Source organism: Pseudomonas sp. PAMC25584, from assembly GCF_058135675.1.
In genome coordinates this window covers 1,319,314-1,342,032 of record NZ_CM176870.1, presented here as the reverse complement: position 1 = coordinate 1,342,032, position 22,719 = coordinate 1,319,314, and the positions used below count along the sequence as shown (strand labels likewise).

Here is a 22,719-nt window from a genome sequence, read left to right as displayed (position 1 = left end):
TTCCTTGGTCGAGTGGGGGGGCGAGCGCGCCCGCCCCCGAGGGTTTACGGCATCAACACCGCACGGCGGGCGTCGCCCAGAATGTCGACGCCGTTGAGGACGAACTTCTGGGTACGCACGTCGATGTCGATCACCGAGATGCCGTTTTCCAGGCGGTTATAGGTGCGGCAGGACAGCTCCAGCGTGGTGGTGGCCTTCTCGCCCATCTTCAGCTTTGCCTCCTCCAGGGATTTGAGCTTGCCGCCCACGGTGTGGTAGGTGAAGTAGGTCTTGCCGTCCTGGTCCTGGCCGGCTTCACGCACGTTCAGCAGAATGTCGTCCCCCATCCGCACGCCCAGGGCCAACATGATTTCCGGGCCGGCGCCTTGCAGGATCAGCTTGGCATTGAGCACTTTGCCGCTCTTGGCCATTTCCTCGGCAATGAAGCGCCCACCGGACATGGGCTCCATGTCGAACTCGATCTTCGGCGGGGTGAATTCTTCCACGGTCGCGGACAGCGGCAGGCCTTGGAGGGTGGCCGCAATGGCCTGTCTGACTCGGTTGGTAAACATTAGAGAACGTCCTCCAGGAACTGCTCGATGATTTCATCGCGGGCATTGAGTTGATAAATCATGTGTTCGTTCGGCGCGTAGCGGCCGTAGTCGATAACGATGAACCAGGTACCGTTCTTGTACTTCTCGACACTGTTCAACTCCGGGTGCAGGTACACGCTACCACCGGGGATAGTTTCGTCAGCGACCAGGGTTTGCAGCCAGTCGTTGATGCGCTTGACCTCTTGGTCCATAAAGGACTTGGTGAGGTTCTTGGCCATGGCCTTCTGCCCGGCCTTGACCAGCTTGCGGCTGATGGCGTCTTCCAAGCCGACGTAGCTGATGAACTTGCCGGTGATCGAGCGGTTACCCAGCAGCGAAAAACCGCCGAGGATGGTGCGAGCGTAGTAGCTCACGCCGTAGCGGTTGAGCAGGTCGCCTTCGGTGGATGTGTCGAGGATGTTGTACTCAACCACGCGAGAAACGTCTTCGGCGAAAGTCACCTGATTGCCCGGGCTTTCCCACTGTTTGACCTTGGCCAGGGCAGAGATGGCCAGGGACGACGGCGAAAGAAACACGTTCTTCTTCGCCGCCTTGGAGTACACCGACGGCATGTTGTGTACCAGCAGGCAACGGTCGAAGCCAAGATCGGCACCGCCCAGCTCGCCGCTGTAGGTCACCTGATCGGCAACTGAGGCGTCCTTGCCATCCAGCACCACGCGGGCCTTGATGCGCTTGCCGAAGGCGGCGAACTCGCCCGCCACGGCCTTGGTGCCAGTGAAGCCTGGGGCGCCGATGATGGTCAGGTCTTCCGGGACACTGCTCAGGGCCGCCAGGCCGAGTTTGCGCCCGGTAATCGGTTCGTTACCGCCGATCACATTGTTGAGCGTGTCAGCCGGGGTCGCGCCCTCCTCCACGATCACCACGTAGACCGGCACCTTGACCACTTTGAGGATCTGGTACACCGCCTGAAACAGCGTGCCCGACTCACTGCCGCTAGGGTCCAGCAGCGCCTGGGTGGTGAAGCTGTTGATGCGGAACGGGGCGTTTTTCGGGATCGATGCATGCGCATTCGGCGCGGTGCCGACCAGACCGATGACGTTGTCACCCAGGCCACCCATGGCCTCGGGGGATTCGGTGGCATTGACGGTGATGCCGTTGTGCTCGAAGTTCAGAACTTCTGCCATGGTTATTCAGCCTTCTTGGGGGTGGTATCGAGGACGCTGGTCAGTTCCAAGCGGCCGGCGGTGCGCAGGGCGGATGCTTCGACGTCCAGCAGTTCCAGTTCCTGGCCGACGCGGGACCAATGGCCGGCGCCGGTGGGGAATGGGATTAGGACGGTGTAGGTTTGGCGGTTAGGCATGTGTTGAATTCTCCGAGTGGAAAACACCAAAGCCCCTGCGGGAGGGCTTTGGGGAGACGAAAAAAAACCGCTTTCGCGGTGAGGGGTTATTTGTGTTCCGGCAACGGGAAGCGGGCCTTGATTTCAGCTATCTTTGCACGCCATTCCTTTTCTTTGATTTCGGTCTGATCATACTGCCACTCCATATAAAGCGGATCAGAGTCAGTCCGATAAGCTAGGCGCCGATTAAAGTCTACATCGGCAATGTCTTGCGCCTTTAAGGCAGCATCAATGTCCGGCTGCAAAAAACCCATATCTAACAATTGCTGAGCGGTAACATTGTAAGTTGTCTGACCGCCAAATTTAAATTCCTTGATCATTGCTGCCCTCCATCCGCCACAACACTGCCAATATTACTAAGGAAGTTGGACAAGCTTCCACGCGAATCACGCACTACGCCCTTTACCAAATGCGCCCACGTTTTGCTCCCAGTTACCGTAGAGGCTATAGTCGAGAGCACCATCGTGCCGCCGGTGAGATCCGCAAAAGAACTTGAGACAGCGGTATCGATCGTCGTCATATTAATATCAACACGATAGTTTGCCGTATATCCAGAGTAAAAAATGTTGCCTACGCCCAACCGAAGTGTTGAACCCGAGAATGAAACCAATCCCTGTACTGTCGACTCTAGGCCGTGACCTCGATAGAAAAGCGACGAACCAAAATAGTACCAACCCGAAGTTCCCGACTTCAAGACCACCGGCATAACGACGTCTACTGCTCGATAGTAAACAGAGCCACCCTCAAGCGAGATAAAATGCAGATTTGAGGTGCCTGGCGAGAATTCACCAACTCTCGGAGTGAATACAGGATTACTACCACTCCCCCAACGTGCAAAGACCACCTTATTTGATACTACTCGATAGCAATACTGTTCACTTTTGCCTGAAAACTCATGTGACTGAGAAGCTTTCAAGTTAATCATCACATAGGGTATTGTTCCCGTTCTAGACATTGCTTCGCCGATTGTCTTCAATGGTGCCGAGGCCGTACCGAGTGCAGAGTCGCTGCCATCCATGGCATCGACAAATAACTCTTTCGACATATTGGGAATCGTGCGAACCGCAGCCAAAACTGAACTATCAATTTCTGCGATCTTATTATTTACCGCAGCGGTCAAACCATTCGCGGCACTTACAAGTGCTGCAATTTGCTGTTCTGCGCTCAAGATTTAACTTCCTTATTTAACTGTTAATTTTCAAACTTATCATCCAATACGGCTACGAATGCTAAACCCATTAGTTGCAGAATTACCTTTTCAGCTCCCGCCCCCACACTCACCTCGCACCAGCTTTCGCCTCCAAGGCCATCACCCGAAATAGAACATTTAGACCTCTTGTCATATTGTCGATATTTGCAGCGGAAATGGCAGCCAACTCATCAACCAACAGGATATTCAAATTTTCAGCCCCCACCACCACCGTCACGCTCTCCGCCGGCAACGGCGAAACATCCAACGTAAACTTCTGCAGCACCCGAGCCGCCGCCGCTTTATACGTCAGCAACTTCCCTGCAACGGAATACACCGCCAACAGCGTCCCACTGGCGAGGTAAAAACCAAACTCACCAATCTCATACTCGCCTTCGCCATCGAACAGCGCGGCCATCCTGAGTTGGCGCTCGCCCAAATCCTCGTAATCCACAATGGCGACCCGCTGGCGCTCGTCACGCAAGGCCACTTCCGTGCCGTCAGGGTTGTAGCGGCCGGTGCCGGCGCCGATGTGGGTGATTTCGCCTTTCAAGCCCTGGTTCTTTGCCTGCAGCACTTCATCCAAACCTTTGGAGGTGAAGCGCACCAGGCGCGTAATGTCATCTGTCATGGCTGCGCCCTGAGGTCGTAGTCGTTAATGGTGTAGTGCCGGGCAACGCCGGCACTGTTAAGTCGAGCGCCCAAGGCAAGTTCGGGTAATACGCCCTGCAGGCTGAACTCGCTGTCGTTAAACGGGGCGTGGACAATCGCGGTCAGGCCAAGGCGTGCTTGCGTCTGGTGAACCACGGTAATCGTCGCCTGATCGCGCTCGCTCTTCGCGGCGTTGATACGGCGGATCAAGCGGTTATGGTCGCCGCTGGACCAACTGCGCCCGATGATCGCCTGCACATCGAAGGTGTAAGGCACGCCCAGCGGCCGCTGTTGATACCAGGCGCTAATGTTGGGGCTGAAACCCAGCGACTCCACCGCATAACTCAAGGCCTTGGGCGTGCCCGCCTGGCGCTGGATCTGCCAGGACAAGCCCACGGTGAGACGCTTTTCCGCCTCGCTGGCATCCGCGTCCCATTCGCTGACGCCCCGATCGGCGGCCAGGTAGGGAAGGAATTCGGAGGGTGTTTGCAGCGGGTTCATCAATGCCGGAAACGGCGGCATGATCCGCTCGAGCAACGTGCCAAACCCCAGGTCCAACGCCTTTTCCAACGGTGAGCTATTGGCGGGCAACAAACTCGATTTGGGTTCACTCATAGCGTGCGCACCTCCACCTCGACGCCCGTGCAATACGGTGCCTGGAACGCCGAGCAGACAATCGGCGCCAGCGGTTCAAGGATTTGCAGTTGCGCCGCTCCGGCACTGTGGATGGCGTAGTCGATCCAGCTCGGGTCCACTCGCCCTTCCAGGCGGTGGCAGGACTCGGCGTAGGTTTGCAGCAACTGCTGCGCGGCCACTTGGGTCAGGCCCGAATCCGGGCCGGCGTTGATCTTGGCCACGACGCGAATCTTGTAGCGTTGGATCTGCGCACTTTGGACCGTGACGAGATCCGTTTCCGGCCGTACATCGGGCCGTGCGAAATGTCTGCGCACGCCGTCAAGCAAATCGGCAGAAGGGGTTCCATCACCGTCCCTGGACAGCACCGTCACCCTCACCTCACCGGGGGCGGTGCGTCGGCCGTTGCCATCCTTGACCTGCGCCGCATAGCCATCCGGGTCGAAGGTATAGGTGACCGTGACGACACCCGGTGTCGCGCTTTGCACGTTCACCGCCGGTCGTTCGCCGAGGGTGAACACCTCGCGGCGATACTGCATGCGCGAACCCGCCGCCGGCGCGTGGGGCGCCAAGTAATAGCGCAGCCGTGCGTCGTCGTCGCTTTCCAATGTCGGCGGCACCGGCGGGAAGGCCGCCGGGTCACCGGGGTCCAGCACCTGGCGCTCCAGCCCCATATCGGCCAGGCGTGCGTCGAGGTTACTGCCGGTGGCCCACCACGCCAGCATCTGCTTGATGCGCGCGTTGTACTTGCGTTCGTGGGTTTGCAGGCGCACGCAAAACGCTTCCAGGGCCAGGGTCAGCAGTTCGCTTTCGTTGTCGAGGCTGACCTTGAGTTTGGCGGCGCTTTGCGGCGCACGGGTGGCGACGTAGTCGATGACAAACGCCTTGAACTCCGCCAGCAACGGCTCGAACGCGTCGACGGTAATGATCGCCGGCTCCGCCAGTTGGTTCTGGCCAGGGATCAGCATGCTCATGTCATGACCTCGAAGGATTGTTGGCGGTTTTTCCAGGTGCCGGCAAACCGCAGCAACAGGCCGGCGCCCTGGCGGGTGGCGACGATGACTTGGGGTTGAAAGTCGGCGATGCCGTTCTCGACGTTGTAGAACGCTTGGGCGGCGTGGCTTTGGGCGAGGATCAAGAGGTCGTCGCCGAGGTTCTGCCCGAGCAGTTGGGGGATCAGCGAGCCGTACAACGGACGCTTCTGGCGAGTGCCCACGGGGGTGGTCAGCGCTCGGGTGGCGCGCTGCACGAATTGCAGCCAGTCATCGACGGCTGCCCCGGTGTTCCTATCGATTCCGATCATGGCAAATCCTTATGCGGTGCTGATCACGCGGCCCTGGTGATCCACCAGCGGGCCGCTCAAATGCACGCCGCCAGCATCCAATAGCAGGCCGACGGCGCCGAGTTGCAAGGTGATGTGGTTGGCGGTCAGCCGCAGCGTGGCGGCGCCGATCTTCGCTTCGATCTGTTCGCGGGAGCCGCTGAAGACGGTTGGTCCGTTGGTCCAGTTGAACGTGTGGCTGGCGTCGTCATAGTCACTTTGTGTGCCGTCCTGATGGCGGCGCCGGGTCACCGACGCAACGCTGGAGACCGGCGGAAACAGACTACTGTTGAGCCCGAAAAGCGCCACCGACTGCGCAGCGCCTTCCCCGCCGCCATAGTTGAGCAGCAAGCATTGTTCGCCCACTGACGGAATCCGCGTTTCAGTCTGCGCCCCCGCACTGGGGTTGAAAAAACGAATCGCTGGAGTGAGCAAATCACCGTGGCTGACGGTGCAGGTATTGCTGGCGGCGTCGACCTGCTGGCAGATGCCGATCCGACAGTAGCTTTCAGCACGGCGGTACAGATCTTCGAGCTGGGCCTCCATTTCCGCCAGGCGCTCGACGATCGGTCCCAGTTGCATACGTAACAGCGCATCGAACATGGACTACTCCTGCAAGGGTCGGTATTGGTCAGGATCGTCGATACTCGAAACTTCCCACGTGCAGGCAAACAGAGGTTTTCCAGTGGGATCTTCGAGTAATGGCGGGCCGAGGTAGATGTTTTGGGTGAAGGACACTGTCCAGGTGTCGTAATCAGTTTCGGCACTGCCCTGTAGGGTCGGTGCCGCGACGATGGCGGTTGGTAGGTCGCACTGATCCGCCGGCAGGCCCCAGCGATTATCGAGGGCCAAATCCATCAATTGGCTGGCCAGGTCGCAGGCGTCGTAAGGCGCCGAACCACTGGCAACCCTGGCCATGAGTGACACCGACAGTGCATGGGCCTTACGCCCTTCAAGGGATCGAACGCCGGGGCCGTTGCGTTCCACGGTAATCAGCACGCCGGTTTTATCCCCGGCGCCCTGGAAGTCCTAGTGATTGCCCACGCGCAATTGTGGGAAGGCGCCCTTGAGCGCTTCACCAATTGCGATGGGCAGTTGGGAAGGTTTTTCGATAAATGTCATGAGTCGCGTCCTTGCAGCGGTTACTGCTGATCCGGGCGGGAGGGCGGGGCCTCGTTTACGCCAATGCGCTTGGCCGCCCAACGTTCATATAGGCCGATGGCGACGTCCGCACCGGCCATGGCTGTCAGGCAACCGAGGGCGCCGGCGGTCCAGATCGACATCCCGGCGGCGTACAACAGCATCAACGCCGAGACCCCGCAGACCATGCACGCCCCAGACCGCAGCGCCAGGCGCCGGATCAGCGACCAACCACGGGCGCCCTCCTTGTCGGCGCGCCACATTTCGCCGGAAACTCCGCCGATCAGCGCCAGTACGATCACCAGCCAGATAGGCATTTCCGCTAACGCTTGCTGCTCGTTTGTCATGTCACGCCTCCTGGCAGAGCAATGCCGGCAGAATGCCGGTGTTTGGGTAAATCCATTTATAGGTAGGCATTCCAAAAAGCCCGGTTGCCCGGGCTTTTCAGTAATGCGGTCCTCAATCTTTCGGCGCTACTGGCGCGGTACGGATCTTTCCTCGATGTTTTTCCGACCACGATCCCTGTCTGCCGGATAACTGCTTCTGGTGCTTTACGCTGCACACCCGGGTCAGTTGCCAACCCTCTGAACCGTTGAGGCCGGTTCATCGCTGCCTGTTCTTGTAAAACGGTGAAACTAAAGAGCGTCGGCATCCTTGCCGGTGTTGCTTGGCATCCCTGCCATCGCTTCGATGGCGTCCGTGCCGATGTTGCGTGCCTTCCTTGTCTTCCTTGGCAGCATCCTTGCCGCCTCCACCGGACCTTGTTGGCCGGCTTGAGACAAAGAATATGCATGTATGCATATACAGTCAATGCACAAGTGCATTTATTTTCAGCATGAAAATGCACTGATGCATTTAGAGCCTTGCTAGCAAAGGGTTTGATGCCTTTCAACGGACGAAAAAAAGCCCGCTCATTGGCGGGCTTTGTCTTACGCGAGAAGGTTAACGGGCGTACATGCCCCACCAGAAGACGTGACCGAGGATGCTGATCTGTTCATCCTGGATGTCCTGGAAGCTGTAGTCCTCGTCCGGGTGCTCATCGCGGTTGAAACTGCGCAGGCGAATCCCGGAAGGCAGGCGATAGAGCTGTTTGACCCGCAACTGGCCATTGTGATTGATGGCGTACAAGTCGCCATCGACGATGTCGCCAATCGCGCTCTTGCCCGCATTCACCCCCACCGTCGCGCCATCACGCAGCACCGGCAACATGCTGTTGCCGCGCACCGTCACGCACTTGGCCTGGTCGAACTGCACGCCGTTATGCCGCAGGCTGCGCTTGCCGAACCGCAGACTGGCCTTTTCGCTTTCCTCGATGACGAATCTTCCTGATCCAGCAGCCAATTCAACCTCACGCAAAAAGGGGATCGACACCTCGTCGTCATTCACGGGGGTGTCGTCATCCCACAGGCTTATGTCCTTGAGTTCCGAATGCATCGGGTCGCGCCCGTCATCCCGCGAAACGCCCACCGCCGCGCGCCCGCGCAGTTGGTCGGTGCTGACGCGGAAGTACTCGGCGATGCGGGAGATGTGCTTGTCCGAGGGGTCAACGATCTTGCCGCTGAGGATCCGGGACAGCGTGGATTGAGGCACGCCGGTACGCCGGTGAAGCTCCGTGGGGGAGATCCGGTCGCGGTCCAGCAGCTCTCTTAAGACGATAGAAACGTTGCGTTTTTGCATAAAGCGGATAGTGACGACAGATTTCAGGCTTGGCAAATGCTAATTTGCATTGACTATGCATTTTTATGCATTTTCCGTGACTTTTGAGCGGGCCTGCGAACGGTCGACCTCGCGTGTTAACCTTGCCGCCATCGCAAAATCAGCTGGGCCAAGCGCCCCCTTTGCCCCACTCCTTTTAACGAATTCGCTAATTATCTGATGAGTAAAAACACTTCCGATCTGTCCAGCCACACCCCCATGATGCAGCAGTACTGGCGCCTGAAAAACCAGCACCCTGATCAGTTGATGTTCTATCGCATGGGCGATTTCTACGAGATCTTCTATGAAGACGCGAAGAAGGCCGCCAAGTTGCTGGACATCACCCTGACCGCGCGTGGGCAGTCGGCGGGGCAGTCGATTCCGATGTGTGGGATTCCTTACCATTCGTTGGAAGGCTACCTCGTCAAGCTGGTGAAGCTGGGCGAGTCGGTGGTGATCTGCGAGCAGATCGGCGACCCGGCCACCAGCAAGGGGCCGGTGGAGCGTCAGGTGGTGCGCATTATTACGCCGGGGACGGTGAGTGATGAGGCGCTGCTGGATGAGCGGCGCGATAACCTGATCGCTGCGGTGCTCGGCGATGAGCGCTTGTTCGGCCTGGCGGTACTGGATATCACCAGCGGCAACTTCAGCGTGATGGAGACCAAAGGCTGGGAGAACCTGCTGGCGGAGCTGGAGCGTATCAATCCGGTGGAGCTGATGATCCCGGATGATTGGCCAAAGGACCTGCCGGCGGAACGTCGTCGTGGGACCAAGCGTCGCGCGCCGTGGGATTTCGAGCGTGATTCAGCGCTGAAAAGCCTCTGCCAACAGTTCTCCGTGCAGGACCTCAAGGGCTTCGGTTGCGAAACCCTGACCCTGGCCATCGGCGCCGCCGGTTGCCTGCTCAGCTATGCCAAGGAAACCCAGCGCACCGCCCTGCCGCACTTGCGCAGCCTGCGCCATGAGCGCCTGGACGACACCGTCGTGCTCGATGGCGCCAGCCGTCGTAACCTGGAACTGGACACCAACCTGGCCGGCGGCCGCGACAACACTCTGCAATCGGTGGTGGACCGTTGCCAGACCGCCATGGGCAGCCGCTTGCTGACCCGTTGGCTGAACCGCCCGCTGCGGGATTTAACGGTATTGCAAGCGCGGCAGACGTCGATTACCTGCCTGCTGGACGGCTATCGCTTCGAAAAGCTGCAGCCGCAGTTGAAAGAAATCGGCGATATCGAGCGTATCCTGGCGCGGATCGGCCTGCGCAACGCGCGGCCCCGTGACTTGGCGCGTCTGCGTGATGCCTTGAGCGCCCTGCCGCAACTGCAAGTGGCGATGGCCGAACTGGACACGCCACACCTGCAACAACTCGCAGTAACTGCTGGCACCTACCCGGACCTGGCGGCGCTGCTGGAAAAAGCCATCATCGACAACCCGCCGGCGATCATCCGTGACGGCGGCGTGCTCAAGACTGGCTACGACAGCGAACTGGATGAACTGCAGTCCCTGAGCGAGAACGCCGGGCAGTTCCTGATTGACCTGGAAGCCCGCGAAAAAGCGCGCACCGGCCTGGCCAACCTGAAGGTCGGTTACAACCGCGTGCATGGCTACTTCATCGAGTTGCCGAGCAAGCAGGCCGAGCAGGCGCCCATCGACTATCAACGTCGTCAAACCCTAAAAGGTGCCGAGCGCTTCATCACCCCGGAGCTGAAAGCGTTCGAAGATAAGGCACTGTCGGCCAAGAGCCGTGCCTTGGCGCGGGAAAAGATGCTGTATGAAGCGCTGCTCGAAGATTTGATCGGCCGCTTGGCGCCGTTGCAAGACACCGCCGCCGCACTGGCGGAACTGGATGTGCTGAGCAACCTGGCCGAACGTGCGCTGAACCTTGACTTGAACTGCCCGCGGTTTGTCAGCGAGCCGTGCATGCGCATCGTTCAGGGTCGCCACCCGGTGGTGGAGCAGGTATTGACCACGCCGTTCGTCGCCAACGACCTGTCGCTGGATGACGATACCCGCATGCTGGTGATCACCGGTCCGAATATGGGCGGTAAATCCACCTACATGCGCCAGACCGCACTTATCGTGTTGCTGGCGCATATCGGCAGCTTTGTACCGGCGGCCAGTTGCGAGCTGTCCCTGGTGGATCGCATCTTCACGCGGATTGGTTCCAGCGATGACCTCGCCGGTGGCCGGTCGACCTTTATGGTGGAAATGAGCGAAACCGCGAACATCCTGCACAACGCCACCGAGCGCAGCCTGGTGCTGATGGACGAAGTGGGCCGCGGCACCAGCACCTTCGACGGCCTGTCCCTGGCCTGGGCGGCGGCCGAGCGCCTGGCGCACCTGCGCGCCTATACGCTGTTCGCCACCCATTACTTCGAACTGACCGTGCTGCCGGAAAGCGAGCCGCTGGTGGCCAACGTGCATCTCAATGCCACCGAGCACAACGAGCGTATCGTGTTCCTGCACCATGTGTTGCCAGGGCCGGCCAGCCAGAGTTACGGCCTGGCCGTGGCGCAGTTGGCCGGTGTGCCGAACGACGTGATCACCCGCGCCCGCGAGCACCTCAGCCGCCTGGAGGCCACCGCCCTGCCCCACGAAACCGTGATCGCCAGCCCGAAGAAGGCCAGCAGCAAATCCAGCGCGCCACACCAGAGTGATATGTTCGCCAGCCTGCCCCATCCGGTGCTGGATGAGTTGGCAAAACTTGACCTGGACGACTTGACACCGCGAAAAGCGCTGGAAATGCTCTACACACTGAAGACACGGATCTAACGCAGACGCTTGCAAGCTGATATTATCTCGCGCGGTTTGGGATGCTGCGGGCTTTTTAGCCTGGTCCGCAGACTATCGCTCTCAAACCTCGCGGGCCCCACCATAAGGGGTTTCGCTGCCGCCGCCTGAGGAGAAAATTAGAAATGACCTTCGTCGTCACCGACAACTGCATCAAGTGCAAATACACCGACTGCGTAGAAGTCTGTCCGGTGGACTGCTTCTACGAAGGCCCGAATTTCCTGGTCATCCACCCGGACGAGTGCATTGACTGCGCCCTGTGTGAACCTGAATGCCCGGCCGTCGCTATTTTCTCCGAGGACGAGGTCCCGGAAGATATGCAGGAATTTATCCAGTTGAACGTCGAACTGGCGGAAATCTGGCCGAACATCACGGAGAAGAAAGAGTCGTTGCCGGATGCGGAAGAGTGGGACGGTGTGAAAGGCAAGATCAAAGATCTCGAGCGCTGACAGCGTCGCTGCCCAATAAAAAGGCCCGCTAAGGCGTTATATCCTGGCGTACATAATTCGTGCGTGAGCGACCATAACGCCTAATGGGCGCAGGCTTTTGAGTCTAAAAGCCTTGCGATATATAGACACATCGGATTGCATCGTAGCTTCTAAACGCCGGCGACGCGGGTGGCGCTTTTCTCATTATTCGATTCGTTCGTGGCATAAGCTCTAAGCTGCGCGGTAGCCCCCATTCATAGCACGGTCCTCATGCCCACTCCCTGGAGAGGATGTGAGATCAGCCTCCCGGCAACTTACGAATTGCACAGGCAAAGCCGACCTCGAACACTGCCCGACCACGCCCGTTGACGACTTGTCCGCGAACGGCAAACACGCCTTCCGAACGCCAAAATTATGCGTTCAGATCATTTACCGGACGCGCTAGCCCGTGGCGTGGTGGCCTTCGCCATTTAAGGCGATGAATGTGACCGCCAATTCCCGAAACAGAAATTGCTATCGCTGCGTAGACCCTGCTTACTTAAGCGAATAAACCGTGCACGTTAATCCTACGCGAGCATCTCAACATGATGGGGCATGAGTGGCTGACTGGCGCCGGCCTGGTTTTCCTCGGATTAATAACTGGATTCGTCGGGACCAACACCGGTGGGAGTGTGTTTTTAACCGTCCCGGTGATGATCTGGCTGGGAATTGCGCCTCAGTCGTCGATCGCCACCGCACGCCTGGCCTCGGTAGGCACCATGATTGCCGGACTGCGGCACTTCCATAATCAGGGAAAGGTCGATTATGCGCTTGCCGTGCCAGCTGCGGCACTGGGGCTCGCCGGGGCTTTGGGAGGAGCGAGCCTTCTTCTTCAAATAGATCCCGCGCTGTTGCATAAAATAATTGGCGGGCTGACATTGTTGCTGGTGGCACTCTCCCTTATAAAAAAACCTCGTAGCGGCGAAACACCGCCCTCTGCGATCAGGCGTCTGTTTGGCTATATCCTCTTCATCCCAGTAGGAATGATCGGCGGGTTATTCGGTGGACAAGCCAAACTCTCGACGTATTTATTCATTATCTTTTTCAGAAAGACCATCAGCGAATCGGTGGGTACCCGCAAAGTCGGCGGACTCGTCCTCTCCGTGGGCTCGCTAATAATTTTCGGCGTCAGCGGAATCATTAACTGGCAATACGGACTTTGCCTGGTTATTGGCACGCTATTGGGTGCAAATGCCGGCGCGAAGTTTGCGCTAAAGAAGGGTGACCAGTGGATGGAGTGCGTTTTTAATATCGTCGTGATCGCGCTGGCATTGAGGATGCTGTTCTGGTGAGCAGAAATCACGCAGCCCATCCACATCGGAAGGTGTGTTCCCGAAACGCTTACTGCCGCCGCACAAAGGGGGACTATTAAGTCGAAACGACTTGATTCAATCCAGACGGTGGCATAAATAAGCATGCACTTATAAGGTAACTCAATGGCCTTACGCCCGTGCAGAGTCAGATGGGCCCGAATCAAAAAAAGACACTACCTATGCATTTCCCATTCACGGAAATAACCTTGTGGGCCTTTTTTGTGTCTGGGGCAGGCGTTTTACTTTTCTGCAGGCAAAAAAAGGGGCGGTATGACCCGCCCACATTTTTTCCCTAGTCCCTGTATTCCTTTTTCATCATCCTGATGAATCGCATCCTGCGACGTTCCTTCAAACCATCGTTCCTTGATGGCTGTGTCAATCCGTGGACACAGGGCTGATAGTATCCAGTTCCCACGGAAGTACAACGCAACCCAAACCGCTGCCTGCAGAGCAATCGCGCTCGAAAGCCAATAAATAATTGTTATATTTCAATTGATTAGAAATATAGCCAGACAATTCGAGACGTCCGGCAACGCTAAAAAAACCAAACACTTACGTGAAAGTAAGCAAATGCTTACACGAGCAACGGTGTAAGAGCGCAGCAAGCAATGCCCGGCCGTTCTGCGGACAAGAAAAAGCCCCGACAAATTCGAGGCTTGTTTCCTACGACGGGCTCAGTCGTCGCTGACTGTAATTGTCGGCATGGCCGGAGCAGCCGCTTCCTGCAGCACAATCCGCGCGCCCACGTGACGCGCCAGCTCCTGATAAACCATGGCGATCTGGCCGTCGGGCTCGGCAGCCACTGTCGGTTTGCCGCCATCGGCCTGTTCACGAATCACCATTGCCAGCGGCAGCGAGGCGAGCAACTCGACACCATACTGGGTGGCCAGTTTCTCGCCGCCCCCCTCGCCGAACAGATGCTCGGCGTGGCCGCAGTTGGAGCAGATGTGTACCGCCATGTTTTCCACGACGCCCAGCACTGGAATGTTGACCTTGCGGAACATTTCCACGCCCTTCTTCGCGTCCAGCAACGCCAGGTCCTGGGGGGTGGTGACGATCACCGCACCGGCCACCGGGACTTTTTGTGCCAGGGTCAGTTGGATATCACCAGTGCCTGGCGGCATGTCGATCACCAGGTAGTCCAAATCGCCCCAGGCGGTCTGGGTGACCAGTTGCAGCAAGGCGCCGGAGACCATCGGCCCACGCCATACCATCGGTGTGTTGTCGTCGGTCAGGAACGCCATCGACATCACTTCCACACCCAGCGACTCGATGGGCACGAACCACTTCTGGTCTTTGATTTTCGGGCGAGTGCCCTCGGCAATGCCGAACATCACGCCCTGGCTTGGGCCGTAGATATCCGCGTCGAGAATCCCCACGCGAGCGCCTTCGCGCGCCAGCGCCAGCGCCAAGTTAGCCGCCGTGGTGGATTTACCCACGCCACCCTTGCCGGAGGCCACGGCCACCACATTTTTCACGTTAGCCAGGCCGGGGATCTGCGCCTGGGCCTTGTGCGGGGCGATCACACATTGAATGTCGACCTTGGCCGAACGCACACCGTCCAGGCCTTCGATGGCCATTTGCAGCATCTGCGCCCAGCCGCTCTTGAACAGGCCAGCGGCGTAGCCCAGTTCCATCCGGACCGACACCTGGTCGCCCTGGACCTCGATGGCGCGTACACAGCCGGCGCTGACCGGGTCTTGGTTCAAATAGGGGTCGGTGTATTGGCGAAGAACGGCTTCCACCGCTGCGCGATTGACGGCGCTCATGGGCTACTCCCGAAAAAAGACTGACTAAAACAGGCGGCTATCCTAACCGTTCCAGCGGCTTAACGGCATGCTTTCGCAGGCCGGGAAGATTCTGAAACAGCGTCACGGGGTGAAATATATTTCCCGGCGCTTTATAGTGACCGACCTCCGTTTCATCAAGTAGCCGAGCCCCAATGTCCGAGCCACGCAAGATCCTCGTCACCAGCGCCCTGCCCTATGCCAATGGTTCGATCCATCTTGGCCATATGCTTGAGTACATCCAGACCGATATGTGGGTGCGCTTCCAGAAGCATCGCGGCAATCAATGCATCTATGTCTGCGCGGACGACGCCCACGGTTCGGCCATCATGTTGCGCGCCGAAAAGGAAGGCATCACCCCGGAACAACTGATCGCCAATGTGCAGGCTGAACACAGCGCCGACTTTGCCGAGTTCCTGGTGGACTTCGATAACTTCCACTCGACCCACGCCGACGAAAACCGTGAGCTGTCGAGTCAGATCTACCTGCGGTTGAAGGACGCCGGGCACATTGCCACGCGCTCGATCACCCAGTATTTCGACCCGGAAAAGAAAATGTTCCTGGCCGACCGCTTCATCAAGGGCACCTGCCCGAAATGCGGCACCGAGGACCAGTACGGCGACAACTGCGAAAAATGCGGTGCCACCTACGCACCCACCGACCTGAAGGACCCGAAGTCGGCGATCTCCGGCGCCACCCCGGTGCTCAAGGATTCCCAGCACTTCTTCTTCAAACTCCCGGATTTCCAGCAGATGCTGCAAACCTGGACGCGCAGCGGCACCCTGCAGGATGCCGTCGCCAACAAGATCGCCGAATGGCTGGATGCCGGGCTGCAACAGTGGGACATCTCCCGCGATGCGCCGTATTTTGGCTTTGAGATTCCAGGCGAGCCGGGCAAGTATTTCTACGTGTGGCTGGACGCCCCGATCGGCTACATGGCCAGCTTCAAGAACCTGTGCAACCGCACGCCGGAACTGGACTTCGACGCGTTCTGGGGCAAAGACTCCACCGCCGAGCTGTACCATTTCATCGGCAAGGACATCGTCAACTTCCACGCCTTGTTCTGGCCGGCAATGCTCGAAGGTTCGGGCTACCGCAAGCCGACCGGCATCAACGTACACGGCTACCTGACCGTCAACGGCCAGAAGATGTCCAAGTCCCGTGGCACCTTTATCAAGGCGCGCACCTACCTGGATCACCTGTCGCCGGAATACCTGCGCTACTACTACGCGTCCAAGCTGGGCCGTGGCGTCGACGACCTCGACCTGAACCTGGAAGACTTCGTACAGAAGGTCAACTCGGACCTCGTCGGCAAAGTCGTCAACATCGCCAGCCGTTGCGCCGGCTTCATCCACAAGGGCAACGCCGGTGTACTGGTGGCCGAGAATGCCGCGCCGGAACTGACTGACGCGTTCCTGGCCGCCGCGCCAAGCATTGCCGACGCCTATGAGGCCCGCGACTTTGCCCGCGCCATGCGCGAGATCATGGGCCTGGCCGACCGCGCCAACGCGTGGATCGCCGACAAGGCGCCGTGGTCGCTGAACAAGCAGGAAGGCAAGCAGGCGGAAGTCCAGGCCATCTGCGCCACAGGCGTCAACCTGTTCCGCCAGTTGGTGATCTTCCTCAAGCCGGTGCTGCCGTTGCTGGCTGCGGATGCCGAGGCGTTCCTCAACGTCGCGCCGCTGACCTGGAACGATCACGCTACCTTGCTCAGCAACCATCAGTTGAATGAGTTCAAGCCGCTGATGACCCGCATCGATCCGGTAAAAGTCCAGGCCATGAGCGACGCTTCGAAAGAAGACCTGGTCGCCAGCCCGACAGACACCGGCGAATCGACGCCGGCCGGCAACGGCGAACTGGTCAAGGAGCCGCTGTCCCCGGAGATCGAGTTCGACGCCTTTGCCGCCGTGGACCTGCGGGTTGCGCTGATCCTCAAGGCCGAAGCCGTGGAAGGTGCCGACAAGCTGCTGCGCCTGACCCTCGACATCGGCGACGAGCAACGCAACGTGTTCTCCGGGATCAAGAGCGCTTATCCGGACCCGTCCAAGCTCAATGGGCGCCTGACCATGATGATCGCCAACCTCAAGCCACGGAAAATGAAGTTCGGTATTTCCGAAGGCATGGTGATGGCGGCAGGCCCCGGCGGCGAAGAAATCTACCTGCTGAGCCCTGACAGCGGCGCCAAGCCGGGTCAACGCATCAAGTAAGCCCTGCAAACAGCCCTGTCGTCGCGGCGACAGGGCTTTTCAGCTAGTACCCCCTTCTCGCTTACCGGATAATCAGGCCCTGTTTGCTTAACCGGCATGCCCATGACCGATATGCTCCTCACCCTTGTCAGCGCCGCCCTAATCAACAACTTCGTGTTGCAGATGCCGTTGGCCGTCGACCCGATGTTGGCTGCGCACTCACGCTCGCGGGTGCATGCATTGGGGATTGCCACCACCGTGTTGATGGCAGTCAGCAGCATGCTGGGCTATCTGCTGGACCACTACCTGCTGCAGCCGCTGGCGATGACCGCCCTGCGACTGTTTGTGTTTTTACCGCTGACCGCGCTGCTGATCCGCCCGGTGCTCGGCTTGCTCACGCGCTTGCGCCCCACACTGCCGACGGAGGGGTTATGGCCACTCCTACTGGGCAACGCCGGGGTACTGGGCGTGGTGTTGCTGGGCATTGAAGACGACAAGGGTCTGGCACACATGGCGGCACTGAGCCTGGGCGCCGGGCTCGGCTTCTGGCTGGTGCTGAGCCTGTTCAGCGACTTGCGCCAGCGGATCGCCGACAACGACATTCCGCTGCCCTTCCGCGGCCTGCCGGTCGAACTGATCAGCGCCGGGCTGATGGCGGTGGCTTTTCTGGGTTTCAACGCAATGATCAAAGCATGAACCTGATTCAACGTATCGACGCGCTGCTCCCGCAAACCCAATGCGGCAAATGCGGGCACCCGGGCTGCAAGCCCTACGCCGAAGGCATTGCCCAAGGCGAAGCCATCAACAAGTGCCCGCCGGGAGGGCCGGAAACGATCGGCGCACTCGCGCAATTGCTGAACGTGCCGGTGCTGACGCTGGACGCCAGCCACGGCGAAGCGCCGCCACAGATTGCCTACATCCGCGAAGCCGAATGCATCGGTTGTACCAAATGCATCCAGGCGTGCCCGGTGGACGCGATTGTCGGCGCAGCCAAATTGATGCACACCGTGATCATCGACGAATGCACCGGTTGCGACCTGTGCGTCGCGCCCTGCCCGGTCGACTGCATCGAAATGCACCCGCTGGCGACGGTGCTGCCGATTGTCGGCGGCCTGGCGACCAACGACCACGAGCGCCGCGCGCGTGGCTTAAAGCGTGACCGCGCACGACGACGCTTTGAGCAACGAAACGCGCGCCTGCAACGAGAAGAAGAACACAAGCAGGCCGAACGCCTGGCCCGAGCCAAGCGTGCCGCGCCGCTGGCCGCCGTGCCGATCGATACCGCCCAGGCAGCCCAGGATGCCGCGATCAAGAAGGCCAAGATCAACATGGCGATGAGCCGTGCGCAGTTGCACAAATCCTTGAAGGCATTCGGGCATCCGCCCACCCTTGAACAGCAATCGCAATTGATCGTCCTGCAACGACAGTTCGAAGCCGCAGAGCAAGCACTAACCGCCCTGGAGGTGAACCTCGCGCCCGCAACACCGGCCCCCGACAGCACCGCCGATCTCAAGCGCGCCAAGATCCAACTGGCAATGCGTCGCGCCGAATTGAAAAAAGCCCAGGATCAGAACGCCGATCCACAGCAGCTGTCCGAGGCGCACGACAAGCTCGACGCAGCACAGCGCCAGGTGGATGCCCATGGCCACGCTTGAGCCTCAGCAAGCCCTGCAACGGGTGTTGCTGGCGACGCTGCCGGGTGCGGTGGGGATGTTCTGGTTATACGGTTGGGGCGTGTTGATCAATCTGTTGCTGGCGACGGGCGGCGCACTGTTGGTAGATGCGGGCGTGCAACGCCTGCGGGGGCAGCGTGGCAGCGATCTGAGCAGCCTGGTCAGCGCCACCTTGCTCGCCCTGGCACTGCCGCCCTATTGCCCCTGGTGGCTGTGCGTGGCGGCCGTCGCCACTGGGCTGCTGCTGGGCAAGCACCTGTACGGTGGCCATCGCAACCCTTTCAACCCGGCCATGGTCGGGTATGCGTTGATGCTGGTGGCCTTTCCGCAACTCATGACGCACTGGCCGGCCACCCACGGCCTGGACCTGCTGGCCGGCGCACAACAGGTATTCGGCCTGCAACGCGACGCGCCCGATGCCTGGGCCCAGGCGACTGCACTGGATGCGCTACGACTGAACAAGAGCCTGACCATCGATGAACTGTTCGCTCGCAGCCCGGCATTTGGGCATTTCGGCGGCAAGGGCAGCGAGTGGGTGAACCTGGCGTTTCTGGTGGGCGGTCTGTGGCTGTTACGCCAGCGGGTATTCAGTTGGCACGCGCCGCTGGGCATGCTGGGCAGCCTCTTTGTGATCAGCTTGCTGTGCTGGAATGGCTCGGGCTCTGACTCCCACGGCTCGCCGCTGTTTCATCTGCTGACCGGCGCCACCGTTCTCGGCGCATTTTTTATCGTCACCGAGCCGGTCTCGGGCCCGAAAAGCCCCACGGCCCGGCTGCTGTTCGGGGCGGGCGTGGGCGTGCTGACATATCTGATTCGCACGTGGGGCGGCTACCCGGACGGTGTGGCCTTTGCGGTGCTGCTGATGAACCTGGCCGTGCCGGCACTGGAACGCCTGGTGGCAGCGAAACAGCCAGCGGTCAGCCGATGAAATCGAGCAGAGGTGTGTTGCTGGCGTTGCTGATCGCCATCGGCGGCGGCACGCTGGTCCTCACCCTTCAGCACCTGACCGCCGATCACGCCGCGCGCCAGGTTCAGGCGCTACAGCGCCAGGCGCTGCGCGACCTGCTACCCGCCGACCGCTATGACAATCAGCCACTGGATCACCCGCTGACCATCGCCCCACAGCCCCTCGCCGAGAGCCAACTGCAGGGTGGCTATCGGGTGACCCTGTCGGGCCAACCCCGCGCGGTACTGCTTCGTTTGACGACCAGCGGCTACGCTGGGCCGATCGAACTGCTGATCGCCATCGACCGCGACGGCAAGCTGCTGGGAATCAAAACCCTGGCGCAATCGGAAACCCCAAGCCTGGGTGGGCATATCAGCGAGCCCGGCAACCCTTGGCTGGCTTCATTCAAGGGGCGTTCGCGCACGGACATGCAAGGCTCGACCTTCGATCAAATAGCCGGTGCCACCCTCACCTCCCGAGCGGTGATCAGTGCCGTCCACGACGCTTTGCGCTATTTCGACGAGCACCGCTCATCCCTGCTGGAGCCCGACGCCCATGACTAGAGCCGTTGGCCTGGCCAATGCATCGATGCTGGCACCGTTGCTCGGCGTGACTGACACCCTGCCCAAAGCCCTGAGTTTCCTGGCGTTGTCGGCGCTGATCGTGACGCTCTACGGCCTGGCCATGCGCGCGCTGCGCTCACGCCTGAGCGCGCCCCTGCGGTTGGGTGCCAGCCTGACGGTCGCCGCTACGCTGGTCAGCTGTGCGCAGTTACTGTTACAGGCATTTGCGCTACCGATGTATCAGCAGTTGGGCATCTACCTCGCGCTGATCAGCGTGCAATGCGTCGTCCTGGAACATAATGCTTTCTTTGAGGCGGACCAGCGCAAGGCGCAGCTACGGTTAGTCGCTCTGTTCGCCGCACTCATGATCATCCTGGGGGTGTTACGCGCCACTGCCGCCACCCAATTGATGCCGGCCGGGTTTATCCTGCTCGGGTTATTGCTCGCTGGGTTGCAGGCCTGGGCCCATTTTTCACAATCACGCTGACCTCCAGCAAGGAATCGCCTGCCCCATGAACGCCGCAAAACGCCTGGAAATTTTCCGCAGGCTTCACGAAGACAATCCGGAACCCAAAACCGAACTGGCTTACTCAACGCCGTTTGAGTTGCTGATTGCGGTGATTCTCTCGGCCCAATCCACAGACGTTGGCGTCAACAAGGCCACGGCCAAGCTATATCCCGTGGCGAACACCCCGGCAGCGATCCATGCTTTGGGCGTGGAAGGTTTGTCTGAATACATCAAGACCATCGGTCTATACAACAGCAAGGCGAAGAATGTCATCGAGACCTGCCGCCTGCTGGTCGAACGGCATAACGGTGAAGTGCCGCAGACTCGTGAAGCGCTGGAGGCTCTGCCGGGAGTGGGCCGCAAGACGGCCAACGTTGTGCTCAATACGGCATTCCGGCAACTGACCATGGCCGTGGACACCCACATTTTCCGCGTAAGTAACCGCACCGGCATTGCCCGCGGCAAGAATGTGGTGGAAGTGGAAAAACAACTGATGAAGTTTGTCCCCAAGCCGTATCTGCTCGATTCGCACCACTGGCTGATCCTTCACGGACGCTACGTTTGCCAAGCCCGCAAGCCGCGCTGTGGCAGCTGTCGCATCGAAGACCTGTGCGAATACAAGGACAAGACGTCGGACGATTGAGAGATCATTGGTTTTTCGATCCATCGATTGAAAAAATCTTTTTTACCCGCTCATGGAATATCGTTATAAGGAGCGCCAACGGCAGTCTTAGCCCGGAGTTAACCTTATGAGCACTGGCAAAGAACAACTGGAAGTGGAAGATGACCTTGTTGAGTCGGATGACGGTGGAGAGGAAACACCTGTAGAGGTAGCCAAGACCAATCTAAGCAAACGCCGCACCATCGATAACCTCCTGGAAGAGCGACGCTTGCAAAAACAGCTGGCCGATTACGACTTCGACCTCTGATCGGCCGAGAACGGCCGGAAGCCTCCCTGACGGAGGCTTTTTTCTGCCGATTCGCCTGGCTATCAAGCCATGTGGTGGCGCCCTCCTCTAGACCAGTCCATTGCGTTGAGCCAACTCGATCAGATCGACCAGTGAGCGGGCATTGAGCTTGAGCAGCAACCGCGTCTTATAGGTGCTGACAGTTTTGTTGCTGAGGAACATGCCGTCGGCGATTTCCTTGTTGGTTTTGCCGCGCGCCAGTTGCTGCAACACCATCATCTCGCGCCCCGAAAGGCGCTCGACCATGTCGGCCTCGCTGGCATTGCCCATGGTGGAACGCACCGAATTCAGCGCCTGGTTCGGAAAGTAGCTGTAGCCGGACAGCACCGCCTTGATGGCACTCAGCAATTCCGTCAGGTCCTGCTGCTTGCACACGTACCCGGCCGCCCCCGCTTGCATGCAGCGCATGGAGAAATGACCCGGGGCCTGGGAAGTCAGGACCAGCACCTTGAACGGTGTGGCCTGCTTGGTCGACGACAGCCGGCAGATAACTTCCAGGCCATCGAGTTTGGGAATCCCAATATCCAGTATGACAATGTCCGGCATATGTTCCCGCGCAAGTTGCAACGCATCGACACCGTTATCGGTCTCGGCAACGACCTCATAACCATGACGCTCCATTAGCATGCGCACAGCAAGACGAATGACGGGATGATCATCCACGATCAGCACTTTATTCATGAGAAAGTCCAATTTCGCTGTTCGAATTATTCAGAGCAAGCACAATAGCCTAGTCGTTTCCTAGTTGGCATAGCGTTCCACCCCGAGCAACAGCAAGCAGAGACCCAACCCACAACGAGATAGGAATTAACCTACAAAAAATCACCAACTCAGATGTTTCGAGTTTTATGGAGCCCTTCAGACCTTTCCGGGCTCGTACATATTTTGAGAGAAATATCCGGTGGTTAGGGGGCCAGTCGTAAACGCAGCGCACACCAGTTTCAGGAAATGCCCCTT

Annotated in this window: 24 protein-coding genes and 2 pseudogenes; 11 read left to right on the top strand and 15 right to left on the bottom strand. The window is 59.2% G+C overall.

Going from position 1 to position 22,719, the window contains the following annotated elements; genetic code table 11:
• Positions 1-44: 44 nt before the first annotated feature.
• From ACS5Q8_RS06010 to ACS5Q8_RS05950, 13 genes and pseudogenes are all read right to left on the bottom strand, one after another.
• The gene (locus ACS5Q8_RS06010) at positions 45-551 is read right to left on the bottom strand and encodes a phage major tail tube protein (RefSeq protein ID WP_253393649.1); all 507 of its coding nucleotides are present in this window, start codon (positions 549-551) and stop codon (positions 45-47) included.
• The gene (locus tag ACS5Q8_RS06005; protein ID WP_465159926.1) at positions 551-1,717 is read right to left on the bottom strand and encodes a phage tail sheath protein; all 1,167 of its coding nucleotides are present in this window, start codon (positions 1,715-1,717) and stop codon (positions 551-553) included. Before ACS5Q8_RS06005 ends, ACS5Q8_RS06010 begins: the two co-directional genes overlap by 1 nt.
• A 2-nt stretch (positions 1,718-1,719) precedes the next feature.
• Entirely contained in the window at positions 1,720-1,893 is a 174-nt protein-coding gene (locus ACS5Q8_RS06000; protein WP_465159925.1) for a hypothetical protein, read from the bottom strand.
• Positions 1,894-1,979: 86 nt separating this feature from the next.
• Positions 1,980-2,252 (bottom strand): hypothetical protein, encoded by a 273-nt coding sequence (locus tag ACS5Q8_RS05995; protein WP_465159924.1) that lies wholly within the window; start codon positions 2,250-2,252, stop codon positions 1,980-1,982.
• Complete coding sequence (locus ACS5Q8_RS05990; RefSeq protein WP_465159923.1) at positions 2,249-3,100, bottom strand: hypothetical protein; 852 nt, start codon at positions 3,098-3,100, stop codon at positions 2,249-2,251. Before ACS5Q8_RS05990 ends, ACS5Q8_RS05995 begins: the two co-directional genes overlap by 4 nt.
• Before the next feature lie 109 nt (positions 3,101-3,209).
• Positions 3,210-3,752: a hypothetical protein gene (locus ACS5Q8_RS05985; RefSeq protein WP_465159922.1), complete on the bottom strand. Its 543-nt coding sequence runs from the start codon at positions 3,750-3,752 to the stop codon at positions 3,210-3,212.
• Positions 3,749-4,387 (bottom strand): phage tail protein I, encoded by a 639-nt coding sequence (locus tag ACS5Q8_RS05980; RefSeq protein ID WP_426099603.1) that lies wholly within the window; start codon positions 4,385-4,387, stop codon positions 3,749-3,751. The genes ACS5Q8_RS05985 and ACS5Q8_RS05980 overlap by 4 nt, the downstream gene beginning before the upstream one ends.
• On the bottom strand, positions 4,384-5,379 hold the full coding sequence (locus ACS5Q8_RS05975; protein ID WP_276196777.1) for a baseplate J/gp47 family protein: 996 nt from the start codon (positions 5,377-5,379) through the stop codon (positions 4,384-4,386). Before ACS5Q8_RS05975 ends, ACS5Q8_RS05980 begins: the two co-directional genes overlap by 4 nt.
• On the bottom strand, positions 5,376-5,708 hold the full coding sequence (locus ACS5Q8_RS05970; protein ID WP_276196776.1) for a phage baseplate protein: 333 nt from the start codon (positions 5,706-5,708) through the stop codon (positions 5,376-5,378). Before ACS5Q8_RS05970 ends, ACS5Q8_RS05975 begins: the two co-directional genes overlap by 4 nt.
• A 9-nt stretch (positions 5,709-5,717) precedes the next feature.
• Positions 5,718-6,329, bottom strand: coding sequence for a phage baseplate assembly protein V (locus ACS5Q8_RS05965; RefSeq protein WP_426099604.1), 612 nt, complete (start codon positions 6,327-6,329; stop codon positions 5,718-5,720).
• 3 nt (positions 6,330-6,332) lie between these two features.
• Positions 6,333-6,848 (bottom strand): annotated as a pseudogene (locus ACS5Q8_RS05960) (hypothetical protein).
• Positions 6,849-6,868: 20 nt separating this feature from the next.
• Entirely contained in the window at positions 6,869-7,213 is a 345-nt protein-coding gene (locus tag ACS5Q8_RS05955; protein ID WP_247396242.1) for a phage holin family protein, read from the bottom strand.
• Positions 7,214-7,808: 595 nt separating this feature from the next.
• Complete coding sequence (locus ACS5Q8_RS05950; protein WP_078833449.1) at positions 7,809-8,543, bottom strand: LexA family transcriptional regulator; 735 nt, start codon at positions 8,541-8,543, stop codon at positions 7,809-7,811.
• A gap of 198 nt (positions 8,544-8,741) precedes the next feature.
• Here ACS5Q8_RS05950 and mutS point away from each other — a divergent pair, with 198 nt between their 5' ends.
• From mutS to ACS5Q8_RS05935, 3 genes are all read left to right on the top strand, one after another.
• Entirely contained in the window at positions 8,742-11,333 is a 2,592-nt protein-coding gene (gene mutS / locus ACS5Q8_RS05945; protein WP_426099607.1) for a DNA mismatch repair protein MutS, read from the top strand.
• A gap of 143 nt (positions 11,334-11,476) precedes the next feature.
• Positions 11,477-11,800, top strand: coding sequence for a ferredoxin FdxA (gene fdxA / locus ACS5Q8_RS05940; protein WP_003222178.1), 324 nt, complete (start codon positions 11,477-11,479; stop codon positions 11,798-11,800).
• Between the two features lie 563 nt (positions 11,801-12,363).
• The gene (locus tag ACS5Q8_RS05935) at positions 12,364-13,110 is read left to right on the top strand and encodes a sulfite exporter TauE/SafE family protein (RefSeq protein WP_276196719.1); all 747 of its coding nucleotides are present in this window, start codon (positions 12,364-12,366) and stop codon (positions 13,108-13,110) included.
• Positions 13,111-13,805: 695 nt separating this feature from the next.
• On the opposite strand, the gene apbC is transcribed toward ACS5Q8_RS05935, so the two are convergent.
• Complete coding sequence (apbC, locus tag ACS5Q8_RS05930) at positions 13,806-14,900, bottom strand: iron-sulfur cluster carrier protein ApbC (protein ID WP_276196718.1); 1,095 nt, start codon at positions 14,898-14,900, stop codon at positions 13,806-13,808.
• Positions 14,901-15,073: 173 nt separating this feature from the next.
• Here apbC and metG point away from each other — a divergent pair, with 173 nt between their 5' ends.
• The 8 genes and pseudogenes from metG (at position 15,074) to ACS5Q8_RS05890 (ending at position 21,723) form a co-directional block, all read left to right on the top strand.
• The gene (metG, locus tag ACS5Q8_RS05925) at positions 15,074-17,125 is read left to right on the top strand and encodes a methionine--tRNA ligase (RefSeq protein ID WP_276196717.1); all 2,052 of its coding nucleotides are present in this window, start codon (positions 15,074-15,076) and stop codon (positions 17,123-17,125) included.
• A gap of 102 nt (positions 17,126-17,227) precedes the next feature.
• A complete protein-coding gene (locus ACS5Q8_RS05920) occupies positions 17,228-17,800 on the top strand; it encodes an Rnf-Nqr domain containing protein (RefSeq protein ID WP_247396257.1) in 573 nt (190 codons plus the stop codon).
• 17 nt (positions 17,801-17,817) lie between these two features.
• Positions 17,818-18,189 (top strand): annotated as a pseudogene (gene rsxB / locus ACS5Q8_RS05915) (electron transport complex subunit RsxB); the annotation flags it as partial.
• A gap of 556 nt (positions 18,190-18,745) precedes the next feature.
• Positions 18,746-19,705, top strand: coding sequence for an RnfABCDGE type electron transport complex subunit D (locus ACS5Q8_RS05910; protein ID WP_465159921.1), 960 nt, complete (start codon positions 18,746-18,748; stop codon positions 19,703-19,705).
• A complete protein-coding gene (locus tag ACS5Q8_RS05905) occupies positions 19,702-20,286 on the top strand; it encodes an RnfABCDGE type electron transport complex subunit G (protein WP_426099610.1) in 585 nt (194 codons plus the stop codon). The genes ACS5Q8_RS05910 and ACS5Q8_RS05905 overlap by 4 nt, the downstream gene beginning before the upstream one ends.
• The gene (locus ACS5Q8_RS05900; RefSeq protein ID WP_276196713.1) at positions 20,279-20,773 is read left to right on the top strand and encodes an Rnf-Nqr domain containing protein; all 495 of its coding nucleotides are present in this window, start codon (positions 20,279-20,281) and stop codon (positions 20,771-20,773) included. Before ACS5Q8_RS05905 ends, ACS5Q8_RS05900 begins: the two co-directional genes overlap by 8 nt.
• 25 nt (positions 20,774-20,798) lie before the next feature.
• Positions 20,799-21,437: an endonuclease III gene (gene nth, locus ACS5Q8_RS05895; protein WP_247396271.1), complete on the top strand. Its 639-nt coding sequence runs from the start codon at positions 20,799-20,801 to the stop codon at positions 21,435-21,437.
• Positions 21,438-21,543: 106 nt separating this feature from the next.
• Positions 21,544-21,723, top strand: coding sequence for a PA3496 family putative envelope integrity protein (locus ACS5Q8_RS05890; RefSeq protein WP_247396274.1), 180 nt, complete (start codon positions 21,544-21,546; stop codon positions 21,721-21,723).
• An 87-nt stretch (positions 21,724-21,810) separates the two neighbouring features.
• Here the strand turns inward: ACS5Q8_RS05890 and ACS5Q8_RS05885 are convergent, their stop codons facing one another.
• A complete protein-coding gene (locus ACS5Q8_RS05885; RefSeq protein ID WP_017844627.1) occupies positions 21,811-22,443 on the bottom strand; it encodes a response regulator transcription factor in 633 nt (210 codons plus the stop codon).
• Between the last annotated feature and the right edge of the window lie 276 nt (positions 22,444-22,719).

Coding starts and splice junctions, on each gene's coding strand:
- ACS5Q8_RS06010 (WP_253393649.1), bottom strand. CDS start 551: ATGTTTACCAACCGAGTCAGACAGGCCATTGCGGCCACCCTCCAAGGC.
- ACS5Q8_RS06005 (WP_465159926.1), bottom strand. CDS start 1,717: ATGGCAGAAGTTCTGAACTTCGAGCACAACGGCATCACCGTCAATGCC.
- ACS5Q8_RS06000 (WP_465159925.1), bottom strand. CDS start 1,893: ATGCCTAACCGCCAAACCTACACCGTCCTAATCCCATTCCCCACCGGC.
- ACS5Q8_RS05995 (WP_465159924.1), bottom strand. CDS start 2,252: ATGATCAAGGAATTTAAATTTGGCGGTCAGACAACTTACAATGTTACC.
- ACS5Q8_RS05985 (WP_465159922.1), bottom strand. CDS start 3,752: ATGACAGATGACATTACGCGCCTGGTGCGCTTCACCTCCAAAGGTTTG.
- ACS5Q8_RS05980 (WP_426099603.1), bottom strand. CDS start 4,387: ATGAGTGAACCCAAATCGAGTTTGTTGCCCGCCAATAGCTCACCGTTG.
- ACS5Q8_RS05975 (WP_276196777.1), bottom strand. CDS start 5,379: ATGAGCATGCTGATCCCTGGCCAGAACCAACTGGCGGAGCCGGCGATC.
- ACS5Q8_RS05970 (WP_276196776.1), bottom strand. CDS start 5,708: ATGATCGGAATCGATAGGAACACCGGGGCAGCCGTCGATGACTGGCTG.
- ACS5Q8_RS05965 (WP_426099604.1), bottom strand. CDS start 6,329: ATGTTCGATGCGCTGTTACGTATGCAACTGGGACCGATCGTCGAGCGC.
- ACS5Q8_RS05955 (WP_247396242.1), bottom strand. CDS start 7,213: ATGACAAACGAGCAGCAAGCGTTAGCGGAAATGCCTATCTGGCTGGTG.
- ACS5Q8_RS05950 (WP_078833449.1), bottom strand. CDS start 8,543: ATGCAAAAACGCAACGTTTCTATCGTCTTAAGAGAGCTGCTGGACCGC.
- mutS (WP_426099607.1), top strand. CDS start 8,742: ATGAGTAAAAACACTTCCGATCTGTCCAGCCACACCCCCATGATGCAG.
- fdxA (WP_003222178.1), top strand. CDS start 11,477: ATGACCTTCGTCGTCACCGACAACTGCATCAAGTGCAAATACACCGAC.
- ACS5Q8_RS05935 (WP_276196719.1), top strand. CDS start 12,364: ATGATGGGGCATGAGTGGCTGACTGGCGCCGGCCTGGTTTTCCTCGGA.
- apbC (WP_276196718.1), bottom strand. CDS start 14,900: ATGAGCGCCGTCAATCGCGCAGCGGTGGAAGCCGTTCTTCGCCAATAC.
- metG (WP_276196717.1), top strand. CDS start 15,074: ATGTCCGAGCCACGCAAGATCCTCGTCACCAGCGCCCTGCCCTATGCC.
- ACS5Q8_RS05920 (WP_247396257.1), top strand. CDS start 17,228: ATGACCGATATGCTCCTCACCCTTGTCAGCGCCGCCCTAATCAACAAC.
- ACS5Q8_RS05910 (WP_465159921.1), top strand. CDS start 18,746: ATGGCCACGCTTGAGCCTCAGCAAGCCCTGCAACGGGTGTTGCTGGCG.
- ACS5Q8_RS05905 (WP_426099610.1), top strand. CDS start 19,702: ATGAAATCGAGCAGAGGTGTGTTGCTGGCGTTGCTGATCGCCATCGGC.
- ACS5Q8_RS05900 (WP_276196713.1), top strand. CDS start 20,279: ATGACTAGAGCCGTTGGCCTGGCCAATGCATCGATGCTGGCACCGTTG.
- nth (WP_247396271.1), top strand. CDS start 20,799: ATGAACGCCGCAAAACGCCTGGAAATTTTCCGCAGGCTTCACGAAGAC.
- ACS5Q8_RS05890 (WP_247396274.1), top strand. CDS start 21,544: ATGAGCACTGGCAAAGAACAACTGGAAGTGGAAGATGACCTTGTTGAG.
- ACS5Q8_RS05885 (WP_017844627.1), bottom strand. CDS start 22,443: ATGAATAAAGTGCTGATCGTGGATGATCATCCCGTCATTCGTCTTGCT.